Source organism: Ekhidna sp., assembly GCF_963691765.1.
GTDB lineage: Bacteria > Bacteroidota > Bacteroidia > Cytophagales > Cyclobacteriaceae > Ekhidna.
Map to the genome: position 1 here is coordinate 2,744,473 of NZ_OY829375.1, position 18,780 is coordinate 2,763,252.

The following is an 18,780-nucleotide window of genomic DNA, read 5'->3' on the forward strand; positions in this document are numbered from 1 at the left end:
TCAGTATTATTTAAAATTAAATTAAAGTTAGCACTATTTGCCATGTACATATACTTTGGCACAACGATTGACAATTATGTACCTTTCCCATTCACGTGGGGTTGTGCACAATTTATATGACATATTGGCATTTATGAGTGAAGCTAATTTGAAATCATTTTTCATACCAGAATTTGTAGACGAAGATTCGGAAGAATTTATCCAGATCATTTCTCCTGAAGATAGCCAGATGGAGGAATCGGACCTTCCTGAAGATCTTCCAATTCTTCCAATTCGAAATACAGTATTATTTCCAGGCGTGGTTCTTCCAATCACTGTTGGCAGGACCAAGTCAATTAGGCTTGTGAAAAAAGCATATCGAGGGGATCGAATAATCGGGGTAATTGCTCAGAAAAATGTGAATACTGAGGATCCGAAATTTAAGGATCTATATGAAATTGGAACTATAGCTAAGATCTTGAAGATGATAGTTCTGCCTGATGGCAATACTACAATTATCATTCAGGGACAAAATCGCTTTAAGATCACTGAGAGGCTGCAGGAAGATCCACATCAAATGATCAAGTATGAAACCATACCTGATAAATCTAATTCACTTCCTAAAAAGGAGCAGAAGGCAATTATCCAGTCTTTGAAGGATACTGCAACTAAGATAATGGGATTGAGTCCTGAGATTCCAAAAGAAGCTAGGGTGGCCATTGATAATATTGATAGCTTCAATTTTCTTACTCACTTCTTATCTTCAAATATTAATGCTGAAGTTGGAGATAAGCAATCGCTATTAGAAATTGATGATCCTAAAATCAGATCAGAGAAGCTTCTACAATTCATGTTGAAGGACCTTCAAATGTTAGAGCTCAAGCAAGAGATTCAAGACAAGGTTCATACAGATATAGATCAACAGCAAAGAGATTACTTCCTACGTCAACAGATTCGGATCTTACAGGATGAGCTTGGTCAGGATGGTCCAGATCAAGAAGTGGAGGCCTTGCGTAAGCGTGGAGATAAGAAAGATTGGCCAGAGGAGGTTCATGAGCATTTCAACAAGGAGCTTGATAAGATTTTGAGAATGAATCCTGCAGCTGCAGAGTTTCCAGTCGCAATGAGCTATGCTGAGCTCCTTGTAGATCTGCCTTGGAATGAAGTCACTGAGGATAATTTTGATCTACAAAATGCTCGAAAAATACTTGATAGAGATCATTTTGGTTTAGACAAAGTAAAAGATCGAATCATCGAGTATCTGGCTGTAAGGAAGTTGAAAAGAGACTTGAAAGGGCCTATACTTTGTCTTTACGGACCTCCAGGAGTTGGGAAAACTTCTTTAGGTAAGTCAATCGCAGATGCATTAAATAGAAAATATGTTAGGATGTCTCTAGGGGGGGTGCATGATGAGGCTGAGGTTAGAGGACATCGTAAAACATATATCGGTGCTATGCCTGGAAAGATTATACAAAATCTTAATAGAGCTAAATCTTCGAATCCTGTTTTCATTTTGGATGAGATAGATAAGGTTAGTTCTGATCTTCGAGGAGATCCATCTTCGGCATTGCTTGAGGTGCTGGATCCAGAGCAGAATTCAACATTCAAAGACAATTATTTAGAGGTAGACTACGATCTTTCTAAGATACTTTTTATCGCTACTGCAAATTCATTAGATACCATTCAACCAGCATTGCGAGATCGAATGGAAATCATCGATGTGAGTGGGTATACCTTGGAAGAAAAGGTGGAGATTGCGAAGAAGCATTTAATTCCAAAGCAGAAGAAAGAGCATGGATTAAAGGCGTCGGACGTAGCCTTCGATAAATCGGCAATTACCAAATTGGTAAATGACTATACACGTGAATCTGGCGTTAGAACGCTTGAAAGAAAAGCTGCTTCGGTAGTGAGGTCTATAGCTAAATCAGTAGCTATGGAGGAGGAGTACGATTCCAAAATAACCGATAAAAGAGTTAGAGAAATATTAGGTCCAGAGATCTTTGATAAAGATAACTATGAAGATAACTCAGTTCCTGGCGTAGTAACAGGACTCGCCTGGACACCTTCAGGTGGAGATATTTTGTTTATTGAATCGTCATTGAGTAGGGGGAAAGGTAAGCTTACTCTTTCTGGTCAGCTGGGTGATGTTATGAAGGAGTCTGCTGTTGCAGCACTTTCGTATTTAAGATCTCATTCTGAAATATTGGGGATTGACTATCGAGTATTTGATAATTACGATTTACATGTTCACGTGCCAGCTGGAGCAATACCAAAGGATGGACCATCCGCAGGAATAACTATGCTAACATCGCTAGCTTCAGTTTTTACACAGCGAAAGGTGAAGAAGCAATTGGCAATGACTGGAGAGATTACGCTTAGAGGGAAAGTATTACCAGTAGGCGGCATCAAGGAAAAGATTCTTGCGGCACGTAGAGCGGGGATCAAAGAGATTATCATGTGCAATAGAAATGAAAAAGACCTAGAAGAAATCAATGCGAAATATCTGAAAGGACTAAAAATTCATTTTGTTGAATATGTACCTGAAGTTTTGGAAATAGCGTTAACTAATCAAAAAGCAGTTAATCCTATCGAATTTATTCTTCCAGAAGAAAAGAAAGATTGAGAATAATAATCCTCATAGCATGTTTTGTCCCACTAATTGGGTGGGCGCAAGTTGGTGGTCAGTTAGGGTATCAATCGCTGAACCTCACCTCCAATGCCCGAGCAGCGGCTCTTGGAGGCACAGCAATATCGCTTGCTGATGGAGACATTTCTCAGTTTTTTGAAAATCCGGCAATCTTGGACTCGGTTGGAGCCAAGAATATTTTCATTCAAATAAATCCATATTTCGCGGATATTTCCGTCTATTCCGGAGCGTATTCATTTGAAGTTGGTTCTTTGGGTGTCTTTGCTGCTGGTTTGAATTACGTAAACTATGGGTCATTTGAAATGACAGACGAGTTTGGCAATGACTTAGGTACTTTCCAAGCACAAGATTATACCTTTCAAATAGGGAAGGCTCATACTGTGGGGCCATTTACTCTAGGTGCCAGCTTAAAAGTTGCTCACTCTTCGATAGATACATACGGATCCACTGCTATCCTAATGGATATTGGAGGTGTTTTCAGAATAAGAAATAATTGGAGTGTTTCGATGGTTTTCGAGAACATGGGTGCAACAATTTCTGATTTTACAACTTTAGAATCTCCGTCAATCCCATTTGATGTGAAATTAGGTACATCGTTCAAACCGCAGTATATGCCGCTTAGATTCACAATCACAACAACCAATCTTGTTAATGAGAATTTTGCATTGGAAGAGGGTGATGGAGGAAGATCTAATAAATCGGTGGACAAAGTGCTGAAACGTTTAAATTTTGGAACCGAGGTTCTTTTAAGTAAGAACTTCCAATTATTGGTTGGATATAATCACAAAAGAAAGCAGGAATTGAGACTGGAGAATATAGGTGGAGGAGCAGGGTTTTCCTATGGAATAATGGTGCAAATAAAAAGAATAGAGTTGCGATTTTCCAGAGCAACTTTCCATTCTGCGGGCGGAACCAGCTTTATTAGCCTACGCACCGATTTTAACGATTTTAAGAAAATTTTATGAGTAGTATAAAAAACGACTTGACGCCAAAGCAAATTGTTGAAGAGCTAGATAAGTATATAATCGGGCAAAAAGACGCAAAAAGAAATGTGGCAATTGCATTAAGGAATAGGTGGAGGCGTATGAATGTGCGTGAAGAAATTCAAGGAGAAATTGTACCTAACAATATTCTTCTAATTGGCTCTACCGGTGTTGGTAAGACTGAGATAGCCAGAAGATTGGCCAAAATTGCAGATGCACCTTTCACCAAAGTTGAAGCTTCAAAATTCACGGAAGTTGGATACGTCGGGCGCGACGTTGAAAGTATGGTTAGAGATCTGGTTGAGCAAGCTGTCAACATGGTTAAAGTCTCTAAAAAGGAGGAAGTAAAAGAAAAAGCTGCTGAAGTAGTTGAGGGGATCATCTTGGACGCATTAATCCCACCTCTTAGAGGAACATCCAATGCATATGCAACTAAAATTGGAAGTGATGAGCCCGAAAATGAAGTTGAACTGAACGAACAAACAAGGGCTCGTTTCAGAGAAAAAATTCAAAACGGCGAGCTTGATGATAGAAAAATAGAGATAGATGTAACTGCAAATTCATCTGGAAATGTAGGTATGATCGGTGGAGGTATGGATGAGGCTTCAATGATCAATATTCAAGAAATGATCGGCAATATGATGCCGAAGAAGAAAAAGAAAAGAAAGGTTTCCATTGCGGAAGCTCGTAAAATTCTCCTTGAAGAAGAAGCATCCAAATTGATCGATATGGATGAGGTAAAAGATGAGGCAATATACAAGGCTGAAAACACCGGAATCATTTTCATTGATGAGGTAGACAAGATTGCCAAAGGAGGTGATAGTGGCAAAGGTCCTGATGTCAGCAGAGAAGGGGTACAAAGAGATTTGCTTCCAATAGTAGAAGGTAGTGCGGTCAATACTAAGTATGGTATTATCAATACAGACCATGTTTTGTTTGTTGCTGCTGGTGCATTCCATTTTAGCAAGCCATCTGACTTGATACCTGAGCTACAGGGACGTTTTCCAATCCGAGTTGAACTGGATAATCTCACTCAAGCAGATTTTCTCCGAATTCTTACGGAACCTAAAAATGCGCTGACAAAGCAATATGAAGCGCTGGTAGCGTCAGAGGATGTTAAGCTATCTTTTCAAGACGATGCATTAGAAGAAATCGCTGGCATGGCATTCAAGATAAATGAAGAAGTTGAAAATATTGGAGCCAGAAGACTTCACACTGTGATGAGTAAACTTCTGAATGAAATCTTGTTTGATATTCCAGATACTATAGGGCCAAATGCTCAAATAGTTATAGACAAAGCGATCGTTGAGGAAAAATTAGCAGGGCTTGTGAAAGACAAAGATCTCAGCAGATATATTCTCTAAGATTCTAAAAGCTGGATAAGCTCAATAGTATTCTTGTCTGGATCTTTGATTCCCACTCGAATGGAGGAACCATCATTTTGGACATCACCCATGATTTCACCATCTAGGGTTGCTATCTCTTTGCTGATATCCTCAAGATTATTAATTGTGAAATTCAGTTGATGTCGGTTTTGAGTGGAGGTATTTTGAGCTAGCTCCGCAGGACAAAATAGAATATCGAGATCACCAAGAGAGGTTTTATATAGTTTGGAATCAAACATGCTCAGCTCTTCAAATTGTATTTGAAAAACTTGAGAATAGAATTTGACCATTTCTTGCATTTTGAATACTGCCAAGGTCATTCCAGTGATCTTGACTGAATTAGAATTATCCATAAGATTGAATCTTGGTTGCTTAAATTCTTTCTAAGCTACTAAATCTCCTTTGGGAAGTAGAAAAATGTAAGCATGCCTTTCCCAAATTCAACATCTTTCCAATATTTAACATTAAAATTTATCCCAACCATCCCACAGGTAGGGATATTGTCAAAATTTAAATTGGCGAGTGAGTTAGCCGCGCTAGTAAATCCTGGGTTGTGTCCAAAAAAGGCTAATCTTTCACAATTTGGAGCCTCCTTAATTACGCTTAATATTTCGGATGATCCGGCATGATAAAGATTTTTTTCAAGTCGTATGTGACCTTCATCAATTCCCATTTGATCACAAATGTGCAATGCAGTATAAAATGCTCTGCTAGCTGTGCTTGAGATTAATATTTCAGGAGGAGGCTGATTTTCCAACAAATGCTTTCCCATTTTGAATACATCCTTTCTTCCTCTTTTACCTAAAGGTCGATCATGATCATTTAGGTCAAATGCCCATGATGATTTTGCATGACGAATGAGGTATAGTGTTTTCATTAGTCTGGTAAATAGAAATCAAAATTTAAATCATTCATACATTTAAAATGTCCTTTTGGACAATTAGTAAATCCAGAACCTGAACAAGGCCTGCATGGTAATCCATTGTTTTCAAATACTGTAAACTGTGTGCGATATGGATATGTTCCGAAAAATGGAGTTGAACTTCCCCATATGGTGTAAAGACGCTTTTTGAATGCCGCTGCTACATGCATCATTAAATTATCGTAAGTAAACACCCACTGAGCATTTTTGACGATTGATGCTGACTGATTAAAGCTAAACTTCCCACAAGCATTGAATATGGTTGTTTTTTTATTCAATCCTTCAATTGCCTCTTCTTCTTCTTCGGTTCCCCTTTTGAAAAATGTCTCAATCTCATTAGCCAAATCATTGTCTTTCTCCTCACCAATTAGGATAATGGGCTTATTGATGCGGTCGCAAAGCTCTATTAATCTATTTACCGGAAGTTTTTTTGTATTGTGCGTGGCGCTCAAAGCAATCGTGGCATATCCAGATTGATGAGATTTAGGTAACCAGTCATTTTCAACAACATCTTTTTCGTCTAAAAAGAAATCCAACCCCAAACTATCGCCTTTTACATTTAAGTTTTTCAATAGTTCGAAATACTGATCAATTAAATGGGATTTCGGAAGACGATTTATCTTGGTTTTAATGAAAAACCACTTGTAAAATCTTTTTGGTTTAAATACCAGATATTTCTTCGCCATATCGATTCTAACAATTTTTGACTTCCAGCTATTTTGAAGATCTACTATATAGTCAAAACCCTCTTTTTTTAATGCCTTCCTTAGTTTTATAAGAGTTGTTTGTGAGTTATGGATGCCATCTATGTAAGGAGAGTTTCTAAATAAAGTAGCGATGTTTGTATTCACAGCAAGGTGTACTTCAGCATCTAATTCTGACTTTAGAGCTCTTAAGACTGGGCCTACAAATAATGCCTCATCTCTGGATACCGTATGAATAATGAGTATTTTCATATGGGTTTTAATTGACTTAAAAGTAAATTGTTTGGTGTTGACGCTATCAAATTTTAACTGTTAAAATTCTGTCGTCATATTATTAGATGATTGTTAAGTATTATGAACTATTGGCTGATAAAAAGTGAGCCTAATACCTATTCTTGGGATGATCTGGTGAAGTTGGGGAGAGATCATTGGGATGGTGTTAGAAATTTTAAAGCGAGAAATAACATAAAGCAGATGAAGGTTGGCGACCTATGTCTTTTCTATCATAGTGTTAATGAAAAATCAATTATAGGTATCGCGGAAGTTGTGAAAGAATATTATCAAGATCCTACTACAGATGATCATCGATGGTACGTGATGGATGTTATTCCTAAACAGAAATTGAAAAGAGCAGTTACACTAGCAGAAGTAAAGGCTGATGATAGACTGAGCGAAATGCAGCTCGTGAAGTATTCTAGACTATCTGTACAGTCCGTAAGAAGGGAGGAGTATGATATCATTCTTGAACTCAGTGAACGATAGGGAAATTAATGACGTAAGTGTTTAAATAGCATGAATAAGATTTTACTTGTAATCACCCTTCTTCCACTTATTGCCTTTGGTCAAAGAAAAAAAGACAGAGACACCAGTGCGGTCATCCTTCAGCCGAATCGCATTGAATTTGAGAAGAATGCATCTCAATCTAATTTTTATGTAGTGCCTGGCTCGCAAGACGGAATATTGGTGGCTGAAGAGACAACTGATGATGTAAAAGGAGGAGGATACTTATGGAAGGTGCATTTAATTGATACAGCACTTCAAGTAGTGTGGTCTCAGAATTTAGTTATTCCGGCCGGAGGTGACATTTTGGGTTACGAGTATTTTGACGGAAGATTTTATTTATTGTTTAGTACGAATCGATATAGGAATCAGGATTTGGTTGTCTATCAGTTTACAGTGAGTTCAAAAGAATATGTTGCGTATGAAATCACCACCGTTTTTCCCGTTCAAATCTTACATTTTGAGTCTGTTGGTGAAACACTCTTAATTGCAGGTTATGCCAATTTTAGACCTGTTGTCATTACATATAACATCATTGATCGGATACCTAGAGTGGTACCAGGATTCTACGACAATAAAAATGATATCCTAGACCTAGTGGTCGATGAGCAATCCAAGTTATTTACTGTGATTCTCGCGGAGAAGATGAGAAATAAGAAGTATACAATCCGGGTTCGGACATTCACGGATCGGGGAGACATCATACAAGACAACTTGGTAAATCCTGGTGATAGGATGAGTTTGCTGGATGCCGCCAGCACAACCTTTGCCGGAGGACTTCAGTATCTAGCGGGTACTCATTCAAGAAAATCCAATCAGTACAGTCAGGGATTTTATCTCAGCAAATTCATAAATGGCCAACAGCAATTCAATAAATACTTTCCTTTTGCAGATTTGAATAATTTTTTCGGCCACCTAAAGCCTAGAAGGGAGGAGCGGATAAAGAACCGTATTGAAAAGAAAAAGGAAAAAGGTAAGGTTAAGAGATTCAATTATCGTTTGCTTGTTCATGAAATTCTAGAACGGGATGGAGAATATATAATGATTGCAGAGGCTTACTATCCAAGGTATAACTATTCCTCGAATGGAAGCTCTTATGGAACATTTGGCACTCCTTCTGGATTTGGTAGAAATCCATATTTCTTAGGATATAATTATACCCATGCAGTTGTTTTAGGCTTCGATCAAAATTGTAATATTCTTTGGGATCAGACCTTCAAAATAGAGGATATTCAAACCTACTCATTGGATGAAAATGTAATAGTAAGTGGATCTGGTGATCAAGTTATCTTGATGTATTTGGAGGAAAATGAGATAAGATCAAAAGTTGTTTCAGGTAATGAAGTAGTGGAGGGGCGGACATTCAATCCTGTAAAACTTTCTTTCGAGACGGACAAAGTGAAATCTAAGGATCCAAGTGTAGAAGGACTTAGTAGATGGTATAAGAATACATTGTTTGCATATGGTGAACAGACAATTCATAACCCAAATGGTGTTGCCGGAAGAACGCAAAGAAAAGTTTTTTACATCAATAAGATTCAATACGACTTGAACAGGCAGCCTAATTAATTGTTAAATACTATTTTTGTGGGAACAATTACTCATGCAAAAGCGACTGCTTTTCGATAGCCCACTACTCAAAGTCACAATCAGCAGATTGTGCCAAGAACTCATTGAAGTTCATGGAGATTTTTCTCAAACAGTCATTATTGGTATGCAGCCTCGAGGTATTTACTTGGCTGAGAGAGTAAAAGATGAGCTTCAAAGCTTAATCAATAAAGAGATTGATCTAGGATATCTGGATACAACATTCCACAGAGATGACTTTAGAAGGAGAGAAGAGCCAATCACACCGAGTCAAACCAAAATCCAATTTTTGATAGAAAATAAGAATGTCATTTTGGTTGATGATGTATTATTTACTGGTAGGTCTGTGAGAGCGGCCCTAGATGCCATGAATTCTTTTGGGAGACCTGCAAAGGTTGAGTTATTAGTGCTAATTGACAGACTGTATAGTAGACATATCCCAGTAGAGGCAAACTATGTTGGTCGGAAGGTGAATACAATTCAGTCGCAGAAAGTACTCGTCGAATTGGATGAGGAGCAAAAGGAAGATCATATTTGGTTAATTACGAAGAAAGAATGAGTCAGCTGAAAACTAAACATCTCTTAGGTATCAAAAACCTCGACAGAGAGGATATAGAACTCATTTTTCAAACAGCAAATAATTTTAAAGAGGTAATTAATCGACCTATAAAAAAAGTGCCTTCTCTGAGAGACGTTACTGTTGCTAATGTCTTTTTTGAAAATTCTACACGCACCAAGCTGTCTTTCGAGCTTGCTGAAAAAAGACTTTCAGCAGATGTGGTTAATTTCTCTGCATCTGGAAGTTCTGTAAAGAAGGGAGAAACATTGCTAGATACTGTCAACAACATTCTAGCCATGAAAGTGGATATGGTTGTAATGAGACATTCAAGTCCGGGAGCACCTCACTTTCTTGCTAAGCATATAGATGCTAACATAATTAATGCTGGTGACGGCACTCATGAACACCCAACTCAAGCGTTACTAGATACATTTTCAATACAAGAAAAGTGTGGTGCCGTTGAAGGTAAGAAAGTTGTTATAGTTGGGGATATCTTGCATTCGCGTGTAGCGCTGTCCAATATTTTCGCATTACAGACTTTAGGTGCTGATGTGATGGTTTGTGGGCCAGCAACATTACTTCCTAAGCACATTGAGGAGCTAGGAGTAAAGGTTGAAACCAGTATTCGAAAAGCTTTGGAATGGTGCGATGTTGCCAACATTTTAAGAATCCAGCTTGAAAGGCAGCAAATGAAGTACTTCCCCTCATTACGCGAATATTCTCAATTCTTTGGTGTCAACAAGGAGTTGTTGGATTCGCTGAATAAGGAAATCACTATTATGCACCCGGGACCTATCAATCGAGGTGTAGAGATTACGAGTGATGTTGCAGATTCAGACCATTCGATCATTCTTCAACAAGTCGAAAATGGTGTAGCCATTAGAATGGCGGTTCTATACCTTCTAGCTGGGGTGGCGTAATTATTTTCCAGTATAACTATAAGGTGTGATTTTCTTCAATTCTGCTTTTATTTCCTCCGATACGTTTAGACTTTCTATAAATGTTTGAATAGAAGATTCTGTAATCGCCTCATTTGTTCTGGTCAGCGCTTTCAAAGCCTCATAAGGTTTAGGATATCCCTCTCTTCTTAAAATAGTCTGAATAGCTTCAGCTACAACAGCCCAGTTATCTTCTAGATCCGCACGAATGGCATTTTCGTTCGCGTTAATCTTGGACAATCCCTTTTCTAATGAGAGCAAAGAGATAAATGTGTGAGCAATTGGAACTCCAATATTTCTAAGAACAGTAGAGTCGGTAAGATCTCTCTGCAGTCTTGAAATGGGAAGTTTAGCACTCAAATGTTCAAATAATGCATTTGCGATTCCAAGATTTCCTTCTGCATTCTCAAAATCAATAGGGTTGACCTTGTGAGGCATTGCAGAAGACCCAACTTCATTCTTAGCGATGGTTTGGGTGAAGTAATTCATCGAAATGTATTGCCACACATCCCTGCTAAAATCTATGAGAATCGTATTTATCCGCTTTAATCCATCAAAAAGAGCTGCTAAATGATCATAATGCTCAATTTGAGTGGTTGGATGACTTCTTTTCAAACCTAACTTGTCAGATACAAAAGCGTTACCAAACGAATGCCAATCATGTGAAGGATAGGCAACATTGTGAGCATTAAAATTTCCAGTAGCCCCACCAAACTTAGCTGCAAATGGAATCTGTTTTAAAAGATCAACTTGTTCATTCAACCTTGTCACAAATACCATTAGTTCTTTACCAAGCTTGGTAGGAGAGGCAGGCTGTCCATGCGTTTTAGCTAACATTGGGATAGATTCCCAAAGTTTGGCTTTCATTGTCAATTCTTCAATTAACTCTTCAAGCTTTGGTAAGAAAGAGTGTTCCAAAGCATCTTTCAGCGAAAGTGGAATTGAAGTATTGTTAATATCCTGAGACGTGAGTCCAAAATGGATAAACTCCTTGAATTCCTGTAGCTCCAGTTGATCAAATTTTTCTTTGATAAAATACTCAACTGCCTTTACATCGTGATTGGTCGTTTTCTCTATTTCTTTGATAGCATTTGCATCTTCCAAAGAGAATGACTCATAAATGTCTTTTAGTGCATCGTTGCTTTTGGGATCATAATTTTTGAGTTGCGGAATACCACTTTCATAAAGGGCGATGAAATATAGTATTTCTACTTTAACTCTATATTGAATAAGAGCTTTCTCCGAAAAGTAGTCTGCAAGTTGTGATACTTTTGATCTGTATCTTCCGTCAATGGGTGAGATGCCCTCAAGTGGATTGAAATTCATGTGTATATAATTAGTTTTTTAACGTCTCACATGGAATTCGCACAAGTTGATATCTCTGTGATTAGCATTTTCGATAATCATGCTCATTTCATGAAATTATATTCGATAAAAAGGAACACAAAAGTACCTCAACATGTTTACTTGCCTGACCTCTAAAGGAGAATTATCTTTGCGCCCTTAAAATTGACAACATGGCATTTTCATTATTCAAGAAAAACAAGAAAAAGAAAGACGATAGATATCAAACTCTTACTATCAAAGAAGTAGTTAATGTAGCAAAGGATGCGGTGAACCTTGTTTTTGAAAAACCTGAGTCTCTGGAATACGAGCCTGGTCAATTTATTACAATTATCAAGGAAGTCGAGGGTAAGAAAATAAGAAGGGCGTATTCCTTATGTACCACACCGTTTGAAGACGAAAATCCTGCAGTCACTGTTAAACGAGTTGAAGGTGGGGCGATGTCCAATGATTTGAATGATAATGCTCAAGCGGGAGATCAATTGGAGATCATGGAGCCAATGGGGATGTTTACAACGTCTTATGATGGCTCTAACAAGCGTAATGCAGTATTTTTTGGAGGGGGCAGCGGTATTACACCACTAATGTCAATAATCCGATCTATCCTTTTGAAAGAACCGGAAAGTACCACAACACTTGTTTATGGGAACAGAACTCAAGAGTTTGTCATTTTTAATGATTTGATAAATGATCTAGAGAAACAATATGCGGGCAGATTTAAAGCTATTCATATTCTTGAAGAGGGAGATGCAGATTTCAACGGCAGACCAACTCCTGAGATGATTGGTGAGATCTGTACTCAAGTGTCAGCTGGAGGAGAAACCGAATTTTACATTTGCGGACCTCAACCAATGATGGATGTAGTCTCAACCGGTCTTGAAAAGTTTGGAATTAAGAAGGCCGCGATTCGTATGGAGAGCTTTGAGGCTGGGAAAACTTCTCCTGCAGAGATTATAGACAAAGGAGCCGGCGCGGAAAGTGAAGTAGCCATTCTTCTGGATGGTGAAGAGTATTCAATCACAGTAAAGAAAAGCGCTTCTATTCTGGATACTGCATTGGACAATGATCTTGATATGCCTTATTCATGTCAAAGCGGTCTGTGTACTGCCTGCAGAGGTAAATGTGTAGAAGGTCAGATAAGTATTGACGAAGCTGAAGGACTTTCACAAGATGAATTGGATGAGGGATACGTCTTAACTTGTGTAGGAAAACCGCTTACTGATAAAGTAAGAGTTGAGATGGGTTAACTAAGCCTTCTCAAAAATTAAGTTGAAAGAAGTTCCCTGTCCAGGTTTACTGTGGCATTCAATCTTGCCACCCATCGCCTCGATAAATTTATGCGCAATTGATAATCCAAGCCCAGTTGATTTTTCCTGTTCTGTTGGCTTAGAACTAAGTGTTGTATACGCCTGAAATATACTTTTCTGTTCTTCATCGCTTATTCCAGGTCCTTCATCTTTCACAATGATTTCATGATGATTGTTGTCAGAAAGAAGCGAGATTTCAATCTTTTTACCTCGCTCTGAAAACTTGATTGCATTGGAAAGAAGATTGTCAATTACTTGCACTAAGTAACTGGGATCTACCTCAGAAAAACATTCTTTGGACTTATCTATGCCGTCTATTATTTCTATTTCTTTCTGTGCGGCGATAATATCAAAATTGTGAATGGATTCATATGTCAATGAAGATAGGTTAGTTCTTTCCAACTTTAGGTTGACCTTCATATTCTCAATAGCACTGATGTCAAGTACTCGATCAATCATATTCCGCATTCGCTCAGAAGATGCACTAAGCAACTCTGTGTATTTTTCTAGATTTTTATCACCATGATTTTTAGCGGAATCTTTAAATAGGGTAATAAGACCAATGATCATATTCAGAGGATTTCTAAGGTCATGGGCCACAATCCCCATCAACTTGTTCTTTTCGTCATTCAACCACTTTAGCTTCTTATTATGTCTTTGAATAAGATAATAAGAACGTGCCATTGTTATACCCAGCAAGATAAAAAGCACCAAAGCCAAGAGAACGAGTTTGTTTTCAAAAGACTTGGCTTCAATTTCTTCAGTAAATCTTCGTTCAGATTCTTCTCGTTCTTGTTCCATTTCAGCAACCTGCTTTCGGAATTCATATTCAGCAGCTAACTGAGTAGCCTTTTCAATGTTGTTTTCTTTATTAATGGAATCTGTAAGCACCTGATATTCCTCCAAATATTTCATTGCTTGGAGTGTATTTCCATATTTCTTGTGGAATTTATAATACTCAAATAGTGCTTCTTTAAAATCCGATCTAAGGTTAGATTCCTTACTTATTTTCAAAGACTGATCAAATGATTTAATTGCTCGCCTTGGCTGACCTTTACTTGAATAAAGCTGTCCAAAATCCTTATGAATGGATGCCAAAGCTGCAATATCTTCACATTCTGACGATGTTTTAAGTGCTCGATTTAATAATTGTTCTGCAGAATCAAGTTTGTTAATGGAAACGTAAATGGAGCCTAATCCTTCCAGCGGATAACTTTCAAAACAGGGGTATATTTCAGTAAGATCAATAGACAGGGATTGCTTCAATAGATCAATTGCTTTAAGCGTGTCTCCATTTCTAAGATGTATGTAAGAAAGATTGTTTAGGAGTGTCGCCTCACTATCCTTCATGTCATGCATTCTAGTCTTCTCGAGAGCGTTGCTATAGTACTGCAAAGCCATTTCAGAATTATTCATGTTATCATAAATGACACCTAGATTATTACTGATGAGAATTTCTCCGGCAATATCCTCAGTCTTTACTGCTATATCTCGAGCTTCTAAATAGTTGTCAAGTGCCTCAGAGAATAGGCCTTTTTGGTCGTATATAATCCCAATTTGGTTGAGAGCTTGACCCATTTGAAGTTCTAATCCACCTAATTCATACGCAGACCTTGCTTTATTAGCCCAGCTGAGAGCTTCTGCATTTTTTCCTCGATTATTTAAAATGTTCGCCAAGGCATAAGCAGAATTGCCGAATTCAGGATGTGCTTTACTTTTTTCGGCAAGCTCATAGGCTTTTGTGTATGAAGATATCGCAGAATCTAGCTGATTTTCTATCTCAAAGGTTACTCCTGTAATGAAGTATGCATTCGCAGCATATTTAATCATATCGTTTGCGATGTACCTTTCGCCACCACTCCGCATAAGAGAGGTGGCCGAGTCTAGGTCAGTTGTAGCGTAGAAAATTCCTGTTATTAGTTCCGATCTGCTTTTATGTTTGATCGATTCTACATTCAGTCCAATTTGGAATGCTTGTCTGGCGTATGCTAGTTGTTGTTCTGGCTTATCAGCTGCATAGGCTAATTCTATAAGTATGTTAATTTTTGATGTATCAACTTCAGCATCTTCTAGCGCATTTTGCAGGCTATCAAGACTATTCTCTTGACCAAATAGGCTATTCAGGCCAAGTAGGAATACAAGGGGCAATAGGTGGTTGATTTTAATCATGGGTTTAAGCCATTATATCAAATATACGCTTTAGAAGTGGTGATTTGAAGTGCCGTCCAACACTTTTCGGTTTGTTGATCGACTTTATCGATGTAATTTGGCCATTCAAATGATGAATGAATGAAATTACTGTATAGCCTTTTACTGACAATTCCGACCCTAATATTTGCTCAAGTTGAAAGTCCAAAAAGTTTTCTGGGATATGAGCTTGGCGATAAGTTTTCACGACATTATCAAGTCGTTGATTATTATGAACATTTATCTGAAAATTCAGAAAATGTCAAACTCATTGAATATGGTAAAACTTACGAAGGCAGACCTTTGCTACTTGCAATTGTGTCCTCTAAGCAGAATCTAGAGAATCTGGAAGAGCTCCGATTGGATAACTTAAGGCGCGCTGGTATAGAAGAAGGCACCCCGAAAACCAACGTTCCAATTGTTTGGCTTAGCTATAACGTGCATGGTAATGAGGCATCAGCAACTGAAGCAGCAATTGCAACCACTTATGAGCTTATAAAACCTGGATCTAATAAAAGCGAGTGGCTTGAAAATGTCATAGTGATAATAGATCCATGTTTAAATCCTGATGGAAGGGACAGGTATGCTAACTTTTTCTGGCAAAATGCAAGCCAACCGTACAATCCTGACCCAAATGCAATAGAGCATAACGAGCCATGGCCTGGTGGCCGACCAAATCACTATCTATTCGATTTGAATAGAGACTGGGCTTGGCAGACCCAAATTGAGACGAAAAGTAGGATAAAGGTCTATAATCAATGGTTGCCTCAAATACATGTAGATTTCCATGAGCAAGGCATTAATTCTCCATACTATTTTGCTCCTGCTGCTCAACCTTTTCATGAACTAATCACACAATTTCAACGAGATTTTCAAACGGAGATTGGGAAAAATCATGCAAAGTATTTTGATGAAAACAATTGGTTTTACTTCACAAAGCAATTTTTTGATCTTCTATATCCAAGCTACGGAGATACATACCCAACCTATAATGGAGCTATCGGGATGACCTATGAACAAGCTGGTCATGGAAGAGCAGGTCTTGGAATTATCAAACAGGAAGGTGATACGCTAACACTAAAAGATCGAATTGCTCATCACCATACTTCTGGATTATCGACAATTGAAGTTTCAGTAAATAACGCCCAAAAACTACTTGATCAGTTTAGTAGCTTTTTTGGAGATAAGCCTTCATTGAAGTACAAATCTTTCGTATTAAAATTTGATGGAAATAAGGATAAGTTTAATGCGCTTAAAAGTTGGCTCGATGATCAAGGCATTTCGTATGGAAGCGCTTCTGGAATCAAAGGATTAAAGGGGTATGATTATCGAACTGGGCGAGAATCCAGTTTTTCTGTAGGTAAAGATGACCTTGTTATAACCATGAATCAACCTAAAGCTACATTGGCTCATATCCTAATGGAACCAAAGACGAAACTGGTAGATTCAGTGACTTATGATATTACAGCATGGGGCGTTCCATATGCATATGGAATTCAAGCATATGCAACAAAGCAGATGGTATCGGTGAGTGCAGTAGAAAAAACAAGCAAACCGATTATTAAACCTCCAAATAAAGCATATGCGTTTATTGGAAAATGGAACAGTATGGATGATGCTAGATTTCTTGCGGCTCTGTTAAAGGCGGATATCAAAGTTAGATTTAGTGAGAAACCAATTACATATAAAGGTGAATCGTTTGAAAGAGGAAGTTTGATTATTGCGAAAAGAGACAATAAGTCAATTACGAATTTTGAACGCGTGATAATCAAGCTTGCCAATGAATATGAAAGATCATTGACTACCATCCAAACTGGATTTATGGATGCCGGCCCTGATATTGGATCATCAGATATACGCTACCTGAAAAAACCTAAGATTGCGCTTCTTGGCGGAGAAGGAACATCATCACTTGCGTTTGGAGCTACTTGGCACTTTATGGAGCAAGACTTAGGTTATCCAGTAAGTATTTTGGGCACTGATTACTTTAACAGAGTAGATCTTTCAGAGTATAATGTTCTAATTATGCAAAGTGGAAGATATGGAGATTTTGGAGAGGCTGAGATGACCAAATTGATGCAATGGGTTTCGTCTGGTGGTAAACTTATTGCAGTGGAAGGTGCACTAAACAAACTAAAAGATACGGACTATTCCTCCTTGTCCTCATACAAAGATGATGCAGCCGAGAAGGTACATAAAGAGCTTAGAGAAAAAAGGAGTGAGGATGCTAGAATGGTGTCTTATGAAGATAGGGAGAGAGAATTCATCAAAGGGTTTGCGCCAGGAGCTATTTATAAAGTAAAAATGGATAGATCACACCCTTTAGGGTTTGGCTATGGAGATATCTACTATACACTCAAAACTGGGTCTAGCAAGGTTGCATATTTGGATGGTAATAATGTTGGAGTCGTAGTTAGAAAAGATGATCTATTGAGTGGATTTGCAGGTCAATATGCGAAAGAAGATATGTCAGAGACCTTAGTTTTTGGAGTTGAGAATAGAGGTAGGGGACAAATCGTACATATAGTTGACAATCCTTTGTTTAGATCTTTCTGGCAAAATGGAAAGCTACTCATGGTCAACGCCATGTTCTTTGTAGGACAATAAAAATCTAAAAAAGCCAATCAGATGATTGGCTTTTTTTAATCTTTTAATCGACCATTTTCTTTGAGAGCCTTATGGATGATCCATTCTATTTGACCGTTAGTCGATCGGAATTCATCTGCAGCCCATTTTTCAAGGGCTTTCATAGTGTCCTCATTTAAACGCAGTGCAAATGGTTTTTTCTTAGCCATCTATTCCCCAATTTTCTTTCAATCTCCTCACAGCTTCTCTCATTGCTTCAGGCTTTTGTGTGCCTATTAATAATCTTTTATCATTCTTGAATACCAATTGCACACCAACATCTCCTGAGACATTCATTGCTCTTCCTGAACGAAATCTAAACCTATAACCCCACCCACCATACTCGCCAATTGGCTTGTACTTGCGAACATATATTTCCTTAATATCATCACTTGTTACTTTTTTTTCAGCGCTAACAAATGGAGGATAGCGATAGTATAAACTGTCTTGATCCATCGATACCTGGAGTTTAGAGGTATAGAAAAGCACGATAATTCCTCCGGTAGTTATGGCTGCTATAATTAAGCCTATGATTCCTTCAGCATCATTCGTAAAAAATAGTCCTACTCCGGTACCTCCAACAGACAAAACTGCAATTCCAATTACAAGATACCATGTCCATGTACCCACGAAACTTTGCTCTTCTTTAAAAAATATTTTCCCTTTCATGATCTTGTATTTTATCGTTCTCGCTCCAGTAGTACCGTGATTGATCCATGATCACTAGTGAATCCATGAATCTTCCAACCTTGTCCTGTAGCTTCATTAACTCGTTTTTCGAACTTGTCAATCTTTTCAAAAGCCTTTTGCTTTAAAAACCTATAGTTATTCAT

The 18,780-nt window shown here is 38.0% G+C and carries 17 protein-coding genes; 9 read left to right on the forward strand and 8 right to left on the reverse strand.

Annotated elements, in window-relative coordinates; all coding sequences use genetic code 11:
* Positions 1-133 precede the first annotated feature (133 nt).
* From lon to hslU, 3 genes are read left to right on the forward strand one after another with little or no spacing between them, the layout of a single operon-like run.
* On the forward strand, positions 134-2,602 hold the full coding sequence (gene lon / locus ACY650_RS12435) for an endopeptidase La (RefSeq protein WP_462247917.1): 2,469 nt from the start codon (positions 134-136) through the stop codon (positions 2,600-2,602).
* Positions 2,599-3,591, forward strand: coding sequence for a type IX secretion system protein PorQ (gene porQ, locus ACY650_RS12440; RefSeq protein WP_462247918.1), 993 nt, complete (start codon positions 2,599-2,601; stop codon positions 3,589-3,591). The genes lon and porQ overlap by 4 nt, the downstream gene beginning before the upstream one ends.
* Entirely contained in the window at positions 3,588-4,973 is a 1,386-nt protein-coding gene (hslU, locus tag ACY650_RS12445) for an ATP-dependent protease ATPase subunit HslU (RefSeq protein ID WP_462247919.1), read from the forward strand. Before porQ ends, hslU begins: the two co-directional genes overlap by 4 nt.
* On the opposite strand, the gene ACY650_RS12450 is transcribed toward hslU, so the two are convergent.
* Genes ACY650_RS12450 through ACY650_RS12460 form a run of 3 tightly spaced genes read right to left on the reverse strand, consistent with a single transcriptional unit; the run spans position 4,970 to position 6,872 of the window.
* On the reverse strand, positions 4,970-5,347 hold the full coding sequence (locus tag ACY650_RS12450; RefSeq protein ID WP_462247920.1) for a VOC family protein: 378 nt from the start codon (positions 5,345-5,347) through the stop codon (positions 4,970-4,972). The genes hslU and ACY650_RS12450 overlap by 4 nt on opposite strands.
* Before the next feature lie 38 nt (positions 5,348-5,385).
* A complete protein-coding gene (locus ACY650_RS12455; RefSeq protein WP_462247921.1) occupies positions 5,386-5,871 on the reverse strand; it encodes a SixA phosphatase family protein in 486 nt (161 codons plus the stop codon).
* The gene (locus ACY650_RS12460) at positions 5,871-6,872 is read right to left on the reverse strand and encodes a glycosyltransferase family 9 protein (protein WP_462247923.1); all 1,002 of its coding nucleotides are present in this window, start codon (positions 6,870-6,872) and stop codon (positions 5,871-5,873) included. Before ACY650_RS12460 ends, ACY650_RS12455 begins: the two co-directional genes overlap by 1 nt.
* 102 nt (positions 6,873-6,974) lie before the next feature.
* On the opposite strand from ACY650_RS12460, the gene ACY650_RS12465 reads away from it, so the two are divergent.
* From ACY650_RS12465 to ACY650_RS12480, 4 genes are read left to right on the forward strand one after another with little or no spacing between them, the layout of a single operon-like run.
* Positions 6,975-7,382 (forward strand): EVE domain-containing protein, encoded by a 408-nt coding sequence (locus tag ACY650_RS12465; protein ID WP_462247924.1) that lies wholly within the window; start codon positions 6,975-6,977, stop codon positions 7,380-7,382.
* Positions 7,383-7,412: 30 nt separating this feature from the next.
* On the forward strand, positions 7,413-8,969 hold the full coding sequence (locus ACY650_RS12470; RefSeq protein ID WP_462247925.1) for a hypothetical protein: 1,557 nt from the start codon (positions 7,413-7,415) through the stop codon (positions 8,967-8,969).
* Positions 8,970-9,003: 34 nt separating this feature from the next.
* Positions 9,004-9,546, forward strand: a complete 543-nt coding sequence (gene pyrR / locus ACY650_RS12475) for a bifunctional pyr operon transcriptional regulator/uracil phosphoribosyltransferase PyrR (protein ID WP_462247926.1) — start codon at positions 9,004-9,006, stop codon at positions 9,544-9,546.
* Positions 9,543-10,466, forward strand: a complete 924-nt coding sequence (locus tag ACY650_RS12480) for an aspartate carbamoyltransferase catalytic subunit (RefSeq protein ID WP_462247928.1) — start codon at positions 9,543-9,545, stop codon at positions 10,464-10,466. Before pyrR ends, ACY650_RS12480 begins: the two co-directional genes overlap by 4 nt.
* Here ACY650_RS12480 and purB read toward each other — a convergent pair whose 3' ends face one another.
* Positions 10,467-11,810, reverse strand: a complete 1,344-nt coding sequence (purB, locus tag ACY650_RS12485) for an adenylosuccinate lyase (RefSeq protein WP_462247930.1) — start codon at positions 11,808-11,810, stop codon at positions 10,467-10,469.
* A 191-nt stretch (positions 11,811-12,001) separates the two neighbouring features.
* On the opposite strand from purB, the gene ACY650_RS12490 reads away from it, so the two are divergent.
* Positions 12,002-13,075 carry a 2Fe-2S iron-sulfur cluster-binding protein gene (locus ACY650_RS12490; protein WP_462247932.1) on the forward strand — a complete coding sequence of 358 codons (1,074 nt, stop codon included), beginning with the start codon at positions 12,002-12,004 and terminating at the stop codon, positions 13,073-13,075.
* Here ACY650_RS12490 and ACY650_RS12495 read toward each other — a convergent pair whose 3' ends face one another.
* Positions 13,076-15,304, reverse strand: coding sequence for a tetratricopeptide repeat-containing sensor histidine kinase (locus ACY650_RS12495; RefSeq protein WP_462247934.1), 2,229 nt, complete (start codon positions 15,302-15,304; stop codon positions 13,076-13,078).
* A gap of 120 nt (positions 15,305-15,424) precedes the next feature.
* Here ACY650_RS12495 and ACY650_RS12500 point away from each other — a divergent pair, with 120 nt between their 5' ends.
* A complete protein-coding gene (locus tag ACY650_RS12500; protein WP_462247935.1) occupies positions 15,425-17,929 on the forward strand; it encodes a M14 family metallopeptidase in 2,505 nt (834 codons plus the stop codon).
* Between the two features lie 35 nt (positions 17,930-17,964).
* Here ACY650_RS12500 and ACY650_RS12505 read toward each other — a convergent pair whose 3' ends face one another.
* From ACY650_RS12505 to ACY650_RS12515, 3 genes are read right to left on the reverse strand one after another with little or no spacing between them, the layout of a single operon-like run.
* The gene (locus ACY650_RS12505) at positions 17,965-18,117 is read right to left on the reverse strand and encodes a type II toxin-antitoxin system antitoxin (protein WP_462247937.1); all 153 of its coding nucleotides are present in this window, start codon (positions 18,115-18,117) and stop codon (positions 17,965-17,967) included.
* Positions 18,110-18,616 (reverse strand): hypothetical protein, encoded by a 507-nt coding sequence (locus ACY650_RS12510; RefSeq protein WP_462247939.1) that lies wholly within the window; start codon positions 18,614-18,616, stop codon positions 18,110-18,112. Before ACY650_RS12510 ends, ACY650_RS12505 begins: the two co-directional genes overlap by 8 nt.
* A gap of 11 nt (positions 18,617-18,627) precedes the next feature.
* A complete protein-coding gene (locus ACY650_RS12515) occupies positions 18,628-18,780 on the reverse strand; it encodes a hypothetical protein (protein WP_462247941.1) in 153 nt (50 codons plus the stop codon).